This window comes from Nocardioides sp. (assembly GCF_030655615.1).
GTDB lineage: Bacteria > Actinomycetota > Actinomycetes > Propionibacteriales > Nocardioidaceae > Nocardioides.
The window spans coordinates 1-16,241 of sequence record NZ_JAURVJ010000166.1; the positions used below are offsets into that span (position 1 = coordinate 1).

The window sequence follows — 16,241 nt, forward strand, 5'->3', positions numbered from 1 at the left end:
CGCGGCGTCCTCGTCGCCGGCGGCGTGCTCGCCGCCACCGCCGCGATCCTGGGCGGCGCCGGGCGCTGGATCGGCAAGGTCCGCGCCCGTGCCGAGGACATCACGCTCCCGCCGGCCGCGGCCGGCGAGACCGCCCCGGCGCTGCCGATGGACCTCGGGCAGACCTATCCGGGCATCACGCCCCTCCAGGTCTCCAACGGGGACTTCTACCGGGTCGACACCCGCCTCGACGTCCCCGTCGTGCCGTCGGACGACTGGGTCCTCAAGATCGACGGCGACGTCGAGAACGAGTTCGAGATCAGCTTCGACGAGCTCCTCGAGATGCCGATGGTCGAGCGCGACATCACGCTGACCTGCGTCTCCAACAGCGTCGGCGGCAAGTACGTCGGGGGCGCGCGCTGGCTCGGCGTACCCCTGAAGGACATCATCGACCGGGCCAAGCCGGGCAGCGGCGTCGACCAGATGCTCGCCACCGACTTCGACGGCATGACGATCGGCACCCCCTACGACCTGCTCACCGACGGCCGCGAGGCCCTGCTGGCGATCGGGATGAACGGCGAGCCGCTACCGCGCGAGCACGGGTTCCCGGCGCGGATCATCGTGCCCGGCCTCTACGGCTTCATCAGCGCCACCAAGTGGGTCACCCGGCTGACGTTCACGACCTACGCCGAGAAGGAGTCCTACTGGACCGAGCGCAACTGGGACACCCGCGCCCCGATCAAGCCCTCGGCCCGCATCGACACGCCCCAGGCGCTGACCACGGTCAAGGCGGGCAAGGTCGTCGTCGGCGGCGTCGCCTGGGCCCAGGACAACGGCGGTGTCGCCAAGGTGCAGGTCAAGGTCGACGGCGGGGAGTGGACCGACGCCCAGGCCGGTGCCGACGTCAACAACGTCTACTGGCGCCAGTGGTACCAGGAGCTCGACCTCGACGGCGGGCAGCACACGGTCGCGGCCCGGGTGGTCGACGGCGACGGCGACACCCAGACCGACGCCAAGGCCCAGCCCTTCCCGGGCGGCGCCAGCGGCATCCACTCCCTCTTCTTCACAGTCGCCTGACCCTCGAGTGGCGCGTCTCACCCTGTAGCACACAACTCGACCCATCCGCCCGGCCGGCAGCACCGAACACATCACGTACGTCCCCTAACGGAAGGCACCACCTCCCATGAAGCTCCAGACCCTCCGCCGCGGCACCGCCGCCGCCGCGATCCTCACGATGTCGCTGACCCTCGCCGCCTGTGGCGAGGAGGACGACAGCAGCAGCGACAGCGGAGCGAGCGACACGCCGTCCGCGACGTCCGACGCTCCCGAGGAGACCACCACGGACGCTCCGGAGGAGACTCCCTCCGAGGCCACCGGTGACCTCGACGCCGTCTTCGGCCCGGCCTGCGACCAGCTCCCGGCCGACGGCGAGCCCGGCTCGCTGACCGGCATGGTCGTCGACCCGGTGGCCACCGCCGCCGGCACCAACCCGCTCCTCACCCAGCTCGTCGGTGCCGTGGGCGCGGTCGAGGGTCTCGACGGCGTGCTCAACTCGGCTCCCGAGCTGACCGTCTTCGCCCCGTTCAACGGCGCGTTCGAGGAGATCCCGCCGGCCGACCTGACCGCCCTGGTCGACGGCGCCAAGGCCGACGGCGTCAACTCCGACCTGGCCGTCATCCTGTCGCACCACGTGCTCCCCACGCGCCTGGCGCCCGACGCGATCGTCGGCGACCAGCCCACCCTCATCGGTGACTCGCTGACCATCGCGGGCGACCCCGAGGCCGGCATGACCGTCACCGACGGCACCGTCACCGCCAACGTCCTGTGCGGTGGCATCCCCACCGCCAACGCGACCGTCTACGTCATCGACAAGGTGCTCACCGGCGCCATGCCGGCCAGCTGACGTTCGACGACTCGAACACAGACACGGCAGACTCGGTCCATGACCAGACTGACGCCTGAGCCCATCGGCACCCCGCAAGGGGTGCCGATGGCACCGGGCGACGTCCTCTCGGACCTGCTCCGACGCTCGGCCAAGGGCGACCAGCAGGCCTTCGCACAGCTCTACGACGCCACCTCCTCCCGGATCTTCGGGCTCGCGGTCCGCGTCGTGCGTGACCCGGCCCAGGCCGAGGAAGTGGTGCAGGAGGCCTACCTCGAGGTCTGGAAGACCTCGACCCGCTTCGACTCCGAGCGCGGCAGCGCTCTCTCGTGGCTGATGACCATCACCCACCGCAAGGCGGTCGACCGGGTCCGGTCGGCCGAGGCGTCCACCCGACGCGACACCGGCTACAGCCAGCAGAACCAGAGCATCGACCACGACAGCACGTCGGACGCAGCACAGGCCTCCATGGAGGCCGCGCGGGTCCGCAGCGCGCTGAAGGGGCTCACCGACGTACAACGCGAGGCGATCGAGCTCGCCTACTTCGGTGGCTACACCCACACAGAAGTGGCGGGGATCCTCAACCTCCCCGTCGGCACCGCCAAGACAAGAATCCGAGACGGCCTGATCCGGCTGCGCGACAAGATGGGAGTGCACTCATGAGCGTTGACATCCACGCACTCTCAGGTGCATACGCCGTAGATGCAGTAGACGAGTTCGAGCGGGCTCAGTTCGAGCGCCACCTCGCCGACTGCCCGACCTGCCAGGCCGAGGTCGACTCGCTGCGCGAGGCCGGCTCCCTCATCGGGGAGACGTCGGCCCTCACGCCGCCCGACTCGCTGCGCGAGTCCGTGCTCGCCGGCATCCAGAGCGTCCGCCCGCTCCCGCCGGTCATGGTGGCCGCCGCCGAGCGAGGGCGGGCGACCCGACGCCGATTTCCGGCACTGGTCGCAGCGGCTGCTGCACTGATCGCCATCGGTGGCATCGGTGCCACGGCCATGGACCTCGCCGGCGACGACGACAAGAAGCCCGGCGTCGAGCTGGCCGACAGCCCGACCGACCAGGTCCTCAACGCGTCCGACGCCCAACGTGTCGTCCGCAACCTGCCCGACGGCGGCACCGCCACCGTGGTCCGCTCGGTCAAGCTCAAGCAGGCCGTCATCGTCACCGAGGACCTGCCGGACGCGCCGACCCTCCACACCTACGAGCTGTGGCTGCAGCGCGGGAGCGACATGATCCCGGCCGGCCAGATCGGCGGGGGCAGCAGCACGGTCCTGCTCAAGGGCGACGCCGCCATGGCCGACGGCGTCGGCATCACGGTCGAGCTGGCCGGCGAGCAGCCGACCGAGCCCAGCGACAAGATCGTCGACGTGATCGGGTTCGAGCAGGCGTGAACGCGCGGAGGATCGCGGTCGTCGGTTCCGGCGTCGCGGGGCTGACGGCCGCCTACGTCGCCTCGCGCACCGCCCACGTCACGCTCTACGAGGCCGACGACCGGCTCGGCGGGCACGCCGACACCCACGTCGTCCCCGAGGGCGGGCGTGACCTGCACATCGACACCGGCTTCATCGTGCACAACCCCCGCACCTACCCGGTGCTGCTCCGGATCTTCGCCGAGCTCGGCGTGGCGACCCAGCCCTCCGAGATGTCGATGTCGATCCGCGACGACGACAGCGACCTGGAGTGGGCCGGAGCCCTGGGCCGCAAGGGCCTGTTCCCGAACGCGGCCAACGTCCGCAAGCCGCGCTACCTCGCGATGCTCGCCGAGATCCCGCGGTTCCACCGCCAGGCCAAGGCCCTCCTCGCGGTCGAGTCCGACACCAGGACCCTGCGGGAGTTCCTGGCCGATGGCCGGTTCAGCTCCTACTTCGTGCGGCACTTCATGGAGCCCGTGGTGGCGTGCGTGTGGTCCTGCGAGCCCGAGGTGTCCCTCGACTACCCGGCCCGCTACCTCTTCACGTTCCTCGAGCACCACGGCATGCTCGGCATCTTCGGCTCGCCCCAGTGGCGCACGGTGTCCGGCGGCTCGCACTCCTACGTGCAGAAGATCGGCGCGCTGCTCCCCGAGGTCCGGCTCGGCGCCAAGGTGACCTCGGTCCTCGAGACGGCCACCGGCGTCGAGGTCACCGACGGGTCCGGCGCGGTGGCTACCTACGACGCCGTGGTGGTCGCGACCCACCCCGGCCACGCGCTCTCCATGCTGGCCGAGCCCACCCCGCTGCAGCGCGAGCTGCTCACGGCCATGCCCTACGCGCCCAACACCGCGCTGCTCCACACCGACACCTCGCTGCTGCCCGAGGCCACCGACGCGTGGGCCTCGTGGAACTTCCGGCGACCCGGCACCGACGTGCAGCGGCCGACCGACGACGGCGTCATCGTCACCTACGACCTCACCCGGCTGCAGCGCCTCGACACCGACACCCACTACCTCGTGACGCTCGGTGGCGCCGACCTCGTCGACCCGGCGACGGTCATTGACCGGATGGAGTACGAGCACCCGCTCTACAATCCCGTCTCCGTCGCCGCCCAGGCACGACTGCCCGAGATCGACACCGACCGGGTCGTCTTCGCCGGCGCCTACCACGGTTGGGGCTTCCACGAGGACGGTGCGCGCTCGGGCCTGGCCGCCGCCACCCGTCTCGGCCTCGAGTGGCCCGAGGTCCTGCCTGCGGTCGACCCCGAGGTCACCACCGGCATCTACGCCACCACGATCAGCCACACGCGGCGCCGCCCCTTCAAGCGCCGCTTCACGACGAAGTCCCAGACGTGGGTCGTCGACCTCGACGACCTGCCCGACCACGGCGTCCTGGGCCGGTTCGAGGCCCGCGACCACCTCGGCGACCCGGAGACCTCCATCCGGGCCAACGTCGTGGCGTTCCTGCGGCTGCACGGCGTCGAGGTCGGCGCCGGCAAGGTCTTCATGGCCGCCCAGGCCCGGGCCTTCGGCTACTGCTTCAACCCGATCAGCGTCTACTGGTGCCACGACGAGGGCGGCGCTCTCGCCGCCACCGTCGTCGAGGTCCACAACACCTACGGCGACCGGCACGCCTACCTCGTCCACACCGACGACAAGGGCCGCGCCACGACGCCCAAGGCGATGTACGTCTCGCCGTTCCACGGCACCGACGGCACCTACGAGCTCGCCGTACCCGCTCCCACCAAGCGCGCGGGCAGCCGCCTGCACGTCGTCGTCGAGCTCGAGTCCGACGACGGAGCCCGGTTCAGCGCCTCCATGGTCGGCACCCCGGCCGACACCACCGCCCTGCGGGCCGCCCCGGCGGCCCTGCGCGGCTCCCTCCTCATCCGCGTCCACGGCATCGTGCTGTGGCTGCGCCGACTGCCGGTGCGTCAGCGCCCGGCACACTCCCAGGAAGGGGTACAACGATGACGGTCGCCCAGGAGCGCGTCAGCGCCAACCACTGGCCCGGACTCGACGTCGTGCCCTCCGGCCCGCGGGCCCGCGTGTCCGCCCGGATCGCCAAGCGGCTGTTCCACGCCGCCATCAACCGCCTCGACGTCACCGTGGTCGCCGACGGCGAGACCTTCGGTCGTGGCGGCCCGACGATGGTCATCACGCGCCCCGAGGAGTTCTACCTCCGCATCGGGCGCCACCAGCTGATCGGGTTCGGCGAGGCCTACCTCACCGGGGCCTGGGACGCCGAGGACCTCGCCGGGTTCCTCCAGGTGCTCGCCGCCGAGATGCAGCACCTCGTGCCCGAGAGCCTGCAGAAGCTGCGCGCCGTGGTCGTCAAGCGTCCGCCGCGCACCCAGAAGAGCACGTCCAAGAACTCGCAGAGCAACATCGCGCACCACTACGACCTCTCCAACGACCTGTTCGAGCTGTTCCTCGACCCGACGCTGAGCTATTCGTCGGCGCTGTTCGCGGGCGACCCGTCGGTCGCGACCGCGGCCGACCTCGAGGAGGCGCAGGGTCGCAAGATCGAGCGCCTGCTCGACGAGGCCGGCGTCGGCGAGGGCACCCGTGTGCTCGAGATCGGCTCCGGCTGGGGCGAGCTCTGCATCCGCGCGGCCCGTCGCGGCGCCACCATCACGTCGCTCACCCTGTCGGTCGAGCAGAAGGCGCTCGCCGACGAGCGCGTCGCCGCCGCCGGGTTCGGTGAGCAGTGCAGCGTCGAGATCTGCGACTACCGCGACGTCGTCGGCTCCTACGACGCGATCGTGTCGGTCGAGATGATCGAGGCCGTCGGCTGGCAGTACTGGCGCACCTACTTCGAGACCATCGACCGGGTGCTCGCGCCCGGCGGCCGGGTCGCGATCCAGGCGATCACGATGCCCCACGACCGGATGCTCGCGACCCGCAACACCTACACCTGGATCAACAAGTACATCTTCCCCGGCGGGTTCCTGCCGTCGGTGCAGGTCATCGACGAGATCACCCGCGAGCACACCGGCCTGCGGATGGCGCCGGCCCACTCGATGGGCCAGCACTACGCCCGGACGCTCGAGCTCTGGGACGAGGCGTTCCTGAGCCACTCCGCCGAGGTGCTCCGCCTCGGGTTCGACGACACGTTCCTGCGGATGTGGCACTTCTACCTCGACTACAGCCGCGCGGGCTTCGCCTCCGGCTACATCGACGTCAACCAGCTGACCTTCGCGAGGGACTGACCATGACCACCACCCAGACCGGCACGACCCCGGCCCGCGGCCGCAGCGGCGGCGTCGCCCAGCAGCTGGCCGACGCGGTCGCGCCGTTCATCGGCGGCGAGCTCCCCGTCCGCCTGCGCGCCTGGGACGGCTCCGAGGCCGGCTCGGCCGACGGCCCGCTCGTCGTGCTCCACTCCGCCGACGCCGTACGCCGCCTGCTCTGGCACCCGGGCGAGCTCGGGGCCGCGCAGGCCTACGTGACCGGTGAGCTCGACGTGCCCGAGGTCGACGGCTGGGACCTCGACAAGGCCCTCACCTACGCCTTCGCCGTCGCCCGCGAACGCGGCCTGTCCGGCACCCGTCCCCGGCCGGCCGCGATCGTCCAGGCCGTGCGCACCGCCCTCGACCTCAAGGCGTTCGGCCGCCCGCCGGCCGCCCCGGCGTCGCAGGCCAACATCAAGGGCCGGCTGCACAGCGCGCTGCGCGACCGCCGCGCGATCAGCCACCACTACGACCTCTCCAACGAGTTCTACTCGCTGATCCTCGAGCCGCACATGGCGTACTCGTCGGGCTACCACTCCTCACCCGACCAGCCGCTGCAGGAGGCCCAGGAGGCCAAGCTCGACCTGGTCTGCACCAAGCTCGGCCTGACCGAGGGCTCGACCCTCCTCGACGTCGGCTGCGGCTGGGGCTCGATGTCGCTGCGCGCGGCCGAGAAGTTCGGCGCCCGCGTCGTCGGCGTCACGATCGCGGCGGAGCAGAAGAAGTTCATCGACGCCCGGATCGCCGAGCGCGGCCTGCAGGACCGCGTCGAGATCCGGCTCCAGGACTACCGCGAGGTCCCCGAGCGCGACCACTTCGACGCCGTGTCGTCGATCGAGATGGGCGAGCACGTCGGCCAGAAGAACTACCCGACCTACGCCTCCGTGCTGCGCCGCTCGGTCAAGCCCGGCGGACGGGTGCTCATCCAGCAGATGTCGCGAACCGGCAAGTGGCCCGGCGGCGGCCCGTTCATCGAGTCGTTCATCGCGCCCGACATGTACATGCGCCCCGTCGGCGAGACCGTCGCCTTCCTCGAGCGCGCCGGGCTCGAGGTCCGCGACGTCCACGGCCTGCGCGAGCACTACGTGCTCACCGTCGCCGGCTGGCTCGAGAACTTCTACGCCCACCGCGACCGCCTCGTCGAGCTCACCGACGAGGAGACCTACCGCGTCTGGGAGCTCTACCTCGTCGGCGGCTCGATGGCCTTCCGCGACGGCCGCATGGGCGTCGACCAGATCCTGATGGTGCGTCCCGACGGTCCGCACGACCTGCCGTTGGTGCGGGGGGTCTGACCCCTGGTGGAGATTCACCGCTTCAGCGGTGGATCTCCTCCCTCTGCGACGAAACTTCGTCGTAGAACCGGTAGAAACGCTCGACAACCTCCCCATGAGGAAAACCCCCGCCTCAGCGGTGAATCTCCACCTCCCGCGACGAAACTCCACCCAACGCGACCGATCCGAGCCAGACGGATGGGTTCCGGTGCGGGCGGGTCCGTCAGACTCGCGGCATGGACAACGTGCTGGTCGCGCTCGGCGCGTCGCTGCTGACCGTGGTGGTCGGGATGGGCGTCACCGCTGTCCGGATCCGCCAGCTCGACAAGGCGGCGGTGGTCGACGTGACGTGGGGTGCGGGGTTCGTGCTGGTGGCCCTGGTGGCCGCCGTCGTCGCGACCCTGAGCGACGAGGGCGACGCCTGGCACGCCTGGTTGCTGGTCGGGCTGGTGGCCGTCTGGGGCGGGCGGCTCGCGTGGCACGTCCGTGGTCGCGCGCTGGGTGACCACGCCGGCAAGGAGGACCCGCGCTACACCGAGATGCTCGGCGGGCCGGTCTCCGAGGTCGGCATCGGGACCGTCGTACGACGGGTCCTGCTGGTCCAGGGGACGGCGCAGTGGTTCATCGCGATCCCGGTCGCCGTCGGGGCGTTCTTCACCGTCGATCTCTGGCCGGCGGTCGTCGTCGGCGTCGTGGTCTGGGGCGTCGGGCTGTTCTTCGAGACGGTCGGCGACCGACAGCTCGCGGCCTACAAGCAGATCCCCAAGGACCAGCGCCCGCAGGTCATGGAGACCGGGCTGTGGGCCTGGACGCGTCACCCCAACTACTTCGGCGACGCGGCCGTTTGGTGGGGGCTGTGGCTGGTCGGCGGGCTCGCGTCGGGCTGGGTCGTCGGCCTCGCGACCGTGCTGTCGCCGATCGCGATGACGCTCTTCATCCGCAACGTCACCGGCGCGAAGCTGCTGGAGAAGACGATGATGAAGCGCCCCGGCTTCCCCGAGTACGCCGAGCGCGTGCCGCTGTTCTTCCCGCGCCCGCCCCGACGTGCCTGAGGACGTGCTGAGGTCGTGCCTGACGTCGTCTCGCTCCACGTCGTCGACGCGGGCACCGGCGAGGTCCTCGTGTCGGAGGCCCCGGACACCGTGCTGCGCACGGCCAGCGTGGCGAAGGTGCTCGTGCTGTCGGCCCTCGCGGTCGCGCTCGAGGCCGGCGACGTGGCGCCCGACGAGGTGCTGTCGCGCACGGTGACGCCGCGCGTCGGCGACTCCGGGCTGTGGCACCTGATGACCACCGATGCGCTGCCGGTCCTCGACGTGGCGCTGCTGGTCGGCGCGGTGAGCGACAACTGGGCCACCAACGTGCTGGTCGACCGGCTCGGCCACGACGCGGTCAACGCGTTCGGCCTGCGCGACACCGGTCTCTGGGACGTCGTCCGCGACACCCGCGGGCCGTCGGACCCGCCGACGCTCAGCACCGGCACGGCTCGCGAGTGGACCGACGTGCTCGTCGCGCTCCACCGGCGCACCTGGGTGTCGGCGGCGGTGTCGGAGCGGGTGCTCGGCTGGCTGGCCGCCGGCCTCGACCACTCGCTGGTCGCCTCGGCCTTCGCGCTCGACCCCCTCGTCGCTGACGGGGCTGACGGCGCACTCGTCAACAAGACCGGCACAGACACCGACGTCCGCTGCGACGTCGGCCTGGTCACCGGCCCGACCCGCGTGGCGGCGTACGCCTGCCTCGGCAACGGCGACCCGGCGGTCCTGGTCCCGCGGCTCCGAGCCGTCGGCGACCGGGTCCGCGACCTGGTGGCGGCGGCGCCGCTCTGAAAAATGAGGAACGGGCCGGCCCGAGCCGGCGACGTTCCGTTCCCCGTCCCGGAATGCGCCTCCGGGTCAGGGAGTGTGCGGGTGGTCCGCGGGGTCCGCATGCCTGCGGTCGCGGAGCCTCCCTCCCTCTTCGGCGACTCTCCCCAGTGCCGCCGGAACGAGCGTAGGGACTGCCGGCCAGCGACCGACAGACCCCGGACGGGCTGGTCGGGCATGGTCACTCCGGGGGGTGCGGAGCCTGGGGTCCATGGCCTCGTAGGGTGGTCCCGTGCCCGCCGACGACGCCCGCTGGGGCGAGGAGATCACCCGGCTGGCCTCGGCCGACAACTTCCGCGACGTCGCCGGCCCGGGCTACACGACGGCGGCCGGTGAGCCGCTGCGGCCCGGCGTCCTGTGGCGCTCCAACGAGCTGCAGCTGCTCGACGAGGACGCCGCGACCCTGGCCTCGCTCGGCATCACCGCGGTCTTCGACCTGCGCAGCGGCCACGAGGTCGAGGCCCATCCCGACGTCGCCGTCCCCGGCACGACGTGGCAGCACGTGGAGGTCGGCGGCATCCCGCCCGGCGCAGGGGCCGAGCTCCCCGACGCGCCCGCGGCCGTCGCGGCGATGCTCGACGTCTATCGCCGCTTCGTCACCGACCCCGACGCCCGCCGCTCGTTCGGCACCCTCCTCGCCTCGCTCGCGACGTCGTCGACGCCCCAGCTGTTCCACTGCACGGCCGGCAAGGACCGCACCGGCTGGGCCGCCGCGCTCGTCCTCCGGGTCGCGGGCGTGGCCGACGCCGTCGTCGAGGCCGACTACCTGCTCACCAACGAGCGCTCCGCCGACACCCGGGCGAAGTACCTCGGTCTGGTGGCCGAGCACCTCGGCGCCGACCGGGTCCCGACGTTCGAGCCGATCATGGTTGCCGACCTCGCCTACCTGCACGCGGGCCTGGCGCAGGCGGTGGGGTCGTACGGCTCGGTCGAGGGCTACCTGCGCGACGGGCTCGGCCTGACCGACGACCTGCTCGTGGCGCTGCGGTCCCGGCTGCTCGCCGGGTAGGTCATGATCGGTGGATGCGCCCCGAGATCCGCAACCGCGTGACCATGCTCGACAGCATGGTCACCGCCGAGGTCGACGCGTCGACCCCTGACCGGCGGGCGTGGCTGATGATCGAGCCCGACCAGGGCGAGAGCGTCGTCCTCGTCGAGGTCGAGACGTCCGACGACGTCGAGCCCGACGCCTACCTGGCGCCGGAGGACCTGGTCGAGGTGCGGCGTACGACGTTCGCCTCCGTCGACGCGGCAGTGACCCACCTCGACGGGAGAGGGGTCGACACCGACACCTTCGAGGCGCCCTGGGACACCGACAACCCGTTCTGAGCCCGGCCCCAGCCCGGTTCGAGCCGGCTAGGAGACCCGGCCCTCGCCGGGGTGCTGCTGCACGACCGACGTGGGCGCCGGCCCGGGCTCGACGGCGGCGTCGACCGACCCGCGCAGGTCGGGCGCCTTCTTGTCGGGCTCGAGGACGATCTCGTGGGTGTCGCCGTCGCGCCCGTCGAAGCGGACGACGACGGTCTCGAACCCCTTGTGACGCTGCATCTGGGCGTACATCGCGTAGGCGCGACGGTCGGCCTCGGTGAGGTCGACCGAGTCGGTGAACGGTGTGAGCAGTGCTCTCGGCCACAGTCGCCGGGCGAGCACGACGTTGACCTCGACGCCCAGGATCGCCATCACCGCGGCGATGTAGATGAGGCCGATGAGCCCGAGGACGAAGCCGAACGTCTGGTTGAGCGACGTCGGGCCGTCGAGCACCGCGTTGACGTAGGCCGCGCCGATGTACTGCAGCAGCTGCCACAGGAGCGCGACGGTGAACGCACCCGGCGCTGCGCGGGTGATCCGGTGGCTGCGGGCCGACGCGAAGCGCATCAGCACCGTCAGCGCGAGGCCGACCACGAGCACCGTGGCGACCTGGATGGCGATCTTGATCGTCGTGTTGGTGCTGGCCCCGAAGACCTCGGTCTGGCTCCCGACCGCCGAGATGACCGATACCCCGACGACCGCGATCCCGGCGAAGAGCAGCAGGAGCAGGCTCTTGGCGCGGAGCAGGACCGGGTTGGGCCGGCTGTTGCGCGGGATCGCCCACGCCGTCGCCATCAGGTTCTGGATCGCCTGCCCGAGCCCGAGCGAGCCGTACGCCGCCGCGAGGGCACCGCCGATGACCGCGCCGGTCGACCCGCGCAGGCCTTGGGGCCGGCCGAGCTCCTGGCCGACGATCGGGAACTGCGCCAGCGCCGAGTTGAGCACCTGGTCCTGCAGCTCGGGGTTGCCCTGCAGGATGAAGCCGAAGATCGACGACGCGAGCAGCAGCAGCGGGAAGATCGCGATGAACGCGTAGTAGCTGATCGCAGCCGCCAGGTAGTTGCCCTGGTCGTCGAAGAACTTGTAGATCACCGCGAGTGGGAAGCCGAGCACCGTGAACCGGCGCTGGGTGCGATCGACTCCACTGACCGCACCCATGGGGGGAATCTACCGACGTGCCGTCGGCGGGAGGTCACCTCGCCGGGTAAGCCGCTCCCCGGCGCCTCTAGGGGAAGCGCAGACCGCCGCCCTCGTCCTGCTGGAAGAGCTGGATCCCGTCGACCTCGGGGCGGTCGGCGTTGAGGGCGACGGCGATCTTGTTGGCCGAGTTGCGGGTCACCTCGAGCACGACCTCGACGGCCTGGGCCGGGGTGAGGTGACGGCGTACGGCGTCGAGGTCCTGGGCCCGCAGGTGCGCCGGGGTCCAGATCATCGCGTCGGTGAGGGCGAGGGCGGCCTGCTCGGCGTCACCGAGCCCGCTGGAGCGGTACTGGTCGACGGCGTCGAAGGTGACGGCGGTGGCGCCCGCGTCGATGGCGTCGAGGCTGCGGCGCGACATGCAGAGCCGGCAGGTGTGCTGGCGGGCGCCGCGCAGGCGCACCAGCTCGGTGGTCACCGGGTCGAGCGCGTCGAGGAGGCCGACCTCGCGGATGAACTCCTCCATGACCAGGCGCCCGTGCCGGGTCGCCGAGAGGCCGACGTCGAACCAGGAGTCGCTGCCGAACAGCGCGTCGAGCGCCGCCCGCGCCCGGGGCACGAAGTCGGCGACCCAGACGACGAGGGTCGCGTCGAACGCGGCGTGGCCGACCACGGCGTACCAGCCCCGGCGCAGGCCGTCGTCGACGACCGACACGTCGACCGCGAACTGCTCGGCGAACGGCATCACGCCGGCCACGGGCTCGAGGGGCTCGCTGCGCGGACCGGCGGGCGCGTGCCACAGCGGAGTGAGCCCAAGGCCCTCGGCCGTGACGGCGCGGATCGTCGTCAGCTCGGCCTCGCCGACCCCCACCGGCCAGACCGACACGAGGCCGGACAGCGCGACGGCCGCCGTGGGCGCGTGGGTCTGGAGCGCCGTGGCGCCTCCCACGGACCACGGATCAGGCATTGGATCACCCTATGACCTCAGTAGGACTTCGGGAGTCCCAGGGAGTGCATGGCGACGAAGTTGAGGATCATCTCGCGGCTGACGGGGGCGATCCGGCCCACGCGGGTGGCGACGAGGAGGCCGGCCATGCCGAACTCCTGGCTGGCGCCGTAGCCGCCGTGGGTCTGCACGGCGCGGTCGACGACGTCGCAGGCGGCCTCGGCGGCGGCGTACTTGGCCATGTTGGCGGCAGGACCGGCGGCGGACTCGTCGCCGGCGTCGTAGAGCGCGGCCGCCTTCTGGGTCATCAGCCGGGCCATCTCGATCTCGATGTGGCTCTGCGCGAGCGGGTGCGCGATGGCCTGGTGGCCGCCGATCGGGCCGTTGAAGACCACGCGCTCCTTGGCGTAGGCGACGGCCGCGTCGAGCGCGTAGCGCGCGAGGCCCAGCGAGAACGACGCCGCCATGATGCGCTCGGGGTTGAGCCCGGCGAACAGCTGCACGAGCCCGCCGTTCTCGTCGCCGACGAGCGCGTCGGCCGGCAGCCGGACGTCGTCGATGAACACCTGGAACTGCTTCTCGGGCGAGACCATCTCGACGGGGATGTGGGTGAACTCGAAGCCCGGGCTGTCGGTCGGTACGACGAGCAGCACCGGCTTGACCTTGCCCGTCCGGGCGTCCTCGGTGCGCGCGACGACCAGCACGTTGTCGGCCTCGTCGACGCCCGAGATCCAGATCTTCTGGCCCTTGAGGACCCACTCGTCACCGTCGCGGCGGGCGGTCGTGGTGATGTTGTGGGTGTTGGTGCCGGCGTCGGGCTCGGTGATCGCGAACGCCATCGTGCTGGTGCCGTCGCACAGGCCGGGCAGCCACTTCTGCTTCTGCGCCTCGGTGCCGTACTTGCTGATCACGGTGCCGCAGATCGCCGGGCTGACGACCATCAGCAGCAGCGGGCAGCCCTGCGCGGCCAGCTCCTCGCAGACCGCGGCGATGTCGCCGATGCCACCGCCCCCGCCGCCGTACTCCTCGGGGATGTTGATGCCGAGGTAGCCGTTCTTGCCGATCTCGAGCCACAGCTCGGTCGTCTTCTCACCGGCGCGGGCCTTGGCGGTGAACCACTCGCGGCCGTACTTGCTCGCGAGCTTGTTGACCTGCTTGCGGAGCTCCTGGCGCTCCTCGGACTCGTTGAACAGGGTGGTGGTCATGACTTCTCCTTGGTCGGACGGGGCTTCGAGGCTCGCTTCGCTCGCACCTCAGCCGCCGTCCTCTTCGACGACGGCGAGGACTTCTCCCGAGGCCACCTGGGCTCCGGCCTGGACGTTGATCTCGGTGACCGTGCCGGTGGTCGGCGCGCTCACGGTGTGCTGCATCTTCATGGCCTCGAGGACCAGGACCGTGTCGCCGGCCGCGACCTGCTGGCCCTGGCTCACGGCGACGCGGACGACCGTGCCGGGCATCGGTGCCAGCAGGCTGCCGCTCGCGACGGCGTCGGCCGGGTCGACGAACCTCGGCACCCGGCGCAGCGCGACGTGGCCGCCGGGCCAGTCGACGTCGTGGGCGCCGTCGGGTCCCGCGGCGACCTCGTAGGACGTCCGCACCCCGTCGACCTCGAGGGTGACGGTCGTCGGGGAGGCCGCGACCACCGTGACCCCGTCGACCCGGTAGCCGTCGCGCCCGCCCCACCACTCGACGACGACGTCGCCCTCGAACTCGACGCGCTGGGGCTGGCTGATGACGTTGCGCCAGCCGACCGGGGTGCCGCGCTGGACGGTGCGGTCGCGACGGCCGGCCTCGGCGGCGGCGAGGGCCGCGGCGACCTCGGGCCGGCCCACGGGTGCGGGTCGCTCGAGCATCTGGTCGAGGAAGGCGGTGCTGACCTCGCCGGCCAGGAACCGGTGGTCGCCGAGGATCGCGAGCAGCTGGTCGCGGTTGGTGGTGACGCCGTGGATGCGCGCGCGGCGCAGGGTGCCGGCCAGGGTGCGGGCCGCCTCCTCGCGGGTGCGGCCGTAGGCGATGACCTTGGCCAGCATCGCGTCGTAGTGGGTCGTGACGGTGGTGCCGGTGGCGAAGCCGGAGTCGACGCGCACGTCGGGCCCGGTCGGGATCTCGAAGCGCGTCAGCAGCCCGCTCTGCGGCTGGTAGTCGTGGTCGGGGTCCTCGGCGTAGAGCCGCACCTCGATCGCGTGCCCGTCGGGCTTCTCGGGGTAGTCGACGTCGGAGGTCTCGCCCTGGGCGGCGCGCAGCTGCAGCTCGACGAGGTCGGTGTGGAAGACCATCTCGGTGACCGGGTGCTCGACCTGGAGGCGGGTGTTCATCTCGAGGAAGAAGAACCGCTCGGCCTGGTCGTCGTAGAGGAACTCGACGGTGCCCGCGCCCTGGTAGCTGATCGCCCTGGCCGCGAGGAACGCCGCGCGGTGCATGGCCTTGCGGGTGGCGCGGGTGAAGGCGCCGGGCGCCGGCGACTCCTCGACGACCTTCTGGTGGCGCCGCTGCAGCGAGCAGTCGCGCTCGCCGAGGACGGCGATCCAGCCCTGTGCGTCGCCCCAGACCTGCACCTCCACGTGCCGTCCGCGCTCGACGTAGGTCTCGACGAAGACGGTGCCGTCGCCGAACGCCGACAGCGCCTCGGCGCGGGCGATCTCGATCTCGCCGGCGAGGTCGGCCAGGTCGCGGACGATGCGCATCCCGCGACCGCCACCGCCGGCGCTGGCCTTGACGATGAGCGGCAGGTCGGCCTCGGTCGCGGACTCGGCGTCGAGGTTGGTGAGGACGGGTACGCCGGCCACCTCCATCAGGCGCTTGGCCTCGATCTTGGAGCCCATCGCCTCGATCGCCTCCGGCTGCGGGCCGACCCAGGTGATGCCGGCGGCCTGCACGGCGCGGGCGAAGTCGGCGTTCTCGGACAGGAAGCCGTAGCCCGGGTGGATCGCGTCGGCCCCGGTCCTGAGCGCGGCCTCGATGACGAGGTCGGCGCGCAGGTAGGTGTCGGCCGGCGCGTTGCCCGGCAGGTGGACCGCCAGGTCGGCCTCGGCGACGTAGGGCAGCTCGGCGTCGGCGTCGGAGTGGACCGCCACCGTCTCGATGCCGAGCGTGCGGCAGGTGCGGAACACCCGGCTCGCGATCTCGGCCCGGTTGGCCACCAGGAGTCTCCGGATCATCGGACTGTCTCCTGGGTCGCCGGGGCTTCGAGGCTCGTCGCCAGCGCTCCTCGC

15 protein-coding genes are annotated in these 16,241 nt (G+C 71.7%); 11 read left to right on the forward strand and 4 right to left on the reverse strand.

Annotated elements, in window-relative coordinates; genetic code table 11:
- The 11 genes from Q7T52_RS13735 to Q7T52_RS13785 form a co-directional block, all read left to right on the forward strand.
- Positions 1 to 1,056: molybdopterin-dependent oxidoreductase (locus tag Q7T52_RS13735; RefSeq protein ID WP_304803400.1), on the forward strand; the 1,056-nt coding region annotated here is incomplete at its 5' end.
- A gap of 106 nt (positions 1,057 to 1,162) precedes the next feature.
- Positions 1,163 to 1,882 carry a fasciclin domain-containing protein gene (locus tag Q7T52_RS13740; protein WP_304803402.1) on the forward strand — a complete coding sequence of 240 codons (720 nt, stop codon included), beginning with the start codon at positions 1,163 to 1,165 and terminating at the stop codon, positions 1,880 to 1,882.
- Positions 1,883 to 1,921: 39 nt separating this feature from the next.
- Positions 1,922 to 2,524, forward strand: a complete 603-nt coding sequence (gene sigK / locus Q7T52_RS13745) for an ECF RNA polymerase sigma factor SigK (RefSeq protein WP_304803404.1) — start codon at positions 1,922 to 1,924, stop codon at positions 2,522 to 2,524.
- Positions 2,521 to 3,255, forward strand: a complete 735-nt coding sequence (locus Q7T52_RS13750) for an anti-sigma factor (protein WP_304803406.1) — start codon at positions 2,521 to 2,523, stop codon at positions 3,253 to 3,255. The genes sigK and Q7T52_RS13750 overlap by 4 nt, the downstream gene beginning before the upstream one ends.
- Positions 3,252 to 5,249: an FAD-dependent oxidoreductase gene (locus Q7T52_RS13755; protein ID WP_304803408.1), complete on the forward strand. Its 1,998-nt coding sequence runs from the start codon at positions 3,252 to 3,254 to the stop codon at positions 5,247 to 5,249. The genes Q7T52_RS13750 and Q7T52_RS13755 overlap by 4 nt, the downstream gene beginning before the upstream one ends.
- Positions 5,246 to 6,487 carry a cyclopropane-fatty-acyl-phospholipid synthase family protein gene (locus Q7T52_RS13760; protein ID WP_304803409.1) on the forward strand — a complete coding sequence of 414 codons (1,242 nt, stop codon included), beginning with the start codon at positions 5,246 to 5,248 and terminating at the stop codon, positions 6,485 to 6,487. Before Q7T52_RS13755 ends, Q7T52_RS13760 begins: the two co-directional genes overlap by 4 nt.
- Before the next feature lie 2 nt (positions 6,488 to 6,489).
- Positions 6,490 to 7,800, forward strand: coding sequence for a cyclopropane-fatty-acyl-phospholipid synthase family protein (locus tag Q7T52_RS13765; RefSeq protein ID WP_304803411.1), 1,311 nt, complete (start codon positions 6,490 to 6,492; stop codon positions 7,798 to 7,800).
- A 215-nt stretch (positions 7,801 to 8,015) separates the two neighbouring features.
- Positions 8,016 to 8,831 (forward strand): DUF1295 domain-containing protein, encoded by an 816-nt coding sequence (locus tag Q7T52_RS13770; RefSeq protein ID WP_304803413.1) that lies wholly within the window; start codon positions 8,016 to 8,018, stop codon positions 8,829 to 8,831.
- A 15-nt stretch (positions 8,832 to 8,846) separates the two neighbouring features.
- Positions 8,847 to 9,602: a serine hydrolase gene (locus tag Q7T52_RS13775; protein WP_304803414.1), complete on the forward strand. Its 756-nt coding sequence runs from the start codon at positions 8,847 to 8,849 to the stop codon at positions 9,600 to 9,602.
- Between the two features lie 268 nt (positions 9,603 to 9,870).
- Complete coding sequence (locus tag Q7T52_RS13780; RefSeq protein WP_304803416.1) at positions 9,871 to 10,647, forward strand: tyrosine-protein phosphatase; 777 nt, start codon at positions 9,871 to 9,873, stop codon at positions 10,645 to 10,647.
- Between the two features lie 14 nt (positions 10,648 to 10,661).
- Positions 10,662 to 10,967 carry a hypothetical protein gene (locus tag Q7T52_RS13785; RefSeq protein WP_304803418.1) on the forward strand — a complete coding sequence of 102 codons (306 nt, stop codon included), beginning with the start codon at positions 10,662 to 10,664 and terminating at the stop codon, positions 10,965 to 10,967.
- Between the two features lie 27 nt (positions 10,968 to 10,994).
- On the opposite strand, the gene Q7T52_RS13790 is transcribed toward Q7T52_RS13785, so the two are convergent.
- The 4 genes from Q7T52_RS13790 to Q7T52_RS13805 form a co-directional block, all read right to left on the reverse strand.
- Entirely contained in the window at positions 10,995 to 12,104 is a 1,110-nt protein-coding gene (locus Q7T52_RS13790) for a YihY/virulence factor BrkB family protein (RefSeq protein WP_304803419.1), read from the reverse strand.
- Positions 12,105 to 12,171: 67 nt separating this feature from the next.
- The gene (locus Q7T52_RS13795) at positions 12,172 to 13,050 is read right to left on the reverse strand and encodes a carboxymuconolactone decarboxylase family protein (protein WP_304803421.1); all 879 of its coding nucleotides are present in this window, start codon (positions 13,048 to 13,050) and stop codon (positions 12,172 to 12,174) included.
- 17 nt (positions 13,051 to 13,067) lie between these two features.
- Positions 13,068 to 14,234, reverse strand: a complete 1,167-nt coding sequence (locus tag Q7T52_RS13800; RefSeq protein WP_304803423.1) for an acyl-CoA dehydrogenase family protein — start codon at positions 14,232 to 14,234, stop codon at positions 13,068 to 13,070.
- A gap of 48 nt (positions 14,235 to 14,282) precedes the next feature.
- A complete protein-coding gene (locus tag Q7T52_RS13805; protein ID WP_304803425.1) occupies positions 14,283 to 16,187 on the reverse strand; it encodes a biotin carboxylase N-terminal domain-containing protein in 1,905 nt (634 codons plus the stop codon).
- Positions 16,188 to 16,241 lie beyond the last annotated feature (54 nt).

Coding starts and splice junctions, on each gene's coding strand:
- Q7T52_RS13805 (WP_304803425.1), bottom strand. CDS start 16,187: ATGATCCGGAGACTCCTGGTGGCCAACCGGGCCGAGATCGCGAGCCGG.
- Q7T52_RS13750 (WP_304803406.1), top strand. CDS start 2,521: ATGAGCGTTGACATCCACGCACTCTCAGGTGCATACGCCGTAGATGCA.
- Q7T52_RS13740 (WP_304803402.1), top strand. CDS start 1,163: ATGAAGCTCCAGACCCTCCGCCGCGGCACCGCCGCCGCCGCGATCCTC.
- Q7T52_RS13790 (WP_304803419.1), bottom strand. CDS start 12,104: ATGGGTGCGGTCAGTGGAGTCGATCGCACCCAGCGCCGGTTCACGGTG.
- Q7T52_RS13785 (WP_304803418.1), top strand. CDS start 10,662: ATGCGCCCCGAGATCCGCAACCGCGTGACCATGCTCGACAGCATGGTC.
- Q7T52_RS13770 (WP_304803413.1), top strand. CDS start 8,016: ATGGACAACGTGCTGGTCGCGCTCGGCGCGTCGCTGCTGACCGTGGTG.
- Q7T52_RS13795 (WP_304803421.1), bottom strand. CDS start 13,050: ATGCCTGATCCGTGGTCCGTGGGAGGCGCCACGGCGCTCCAGACCCAC.
- Q7T52_RS13800 (WP_304803423.1), bottom strand. CDS start 14,234: ATGACCACCACCCTGTTCAACGAGTCCGAGGAGCGCCAGGAGCTCCGC.
- sigK (WP_304803404.1), top strand. CDS start 1,922: ATGACCAGACTGACGCCTGAGCCCATCGGCACCCCGCAAGGGGTGCCG.
- Q7T52_RS13765 (WP_304803411.1), top strand. CDS start 6,490: ATGACCACCACCCAGACCGGCACGACCCCGGCCCGCGGCCGCAGCGGC.
- Q7T52_RS13760 (WP_304803409.1), top strand. CDS start 5,246: ATGACGGTCGCCCAGGAGCGCGTCAGCGCCAACCACTGGCCCGGACTC.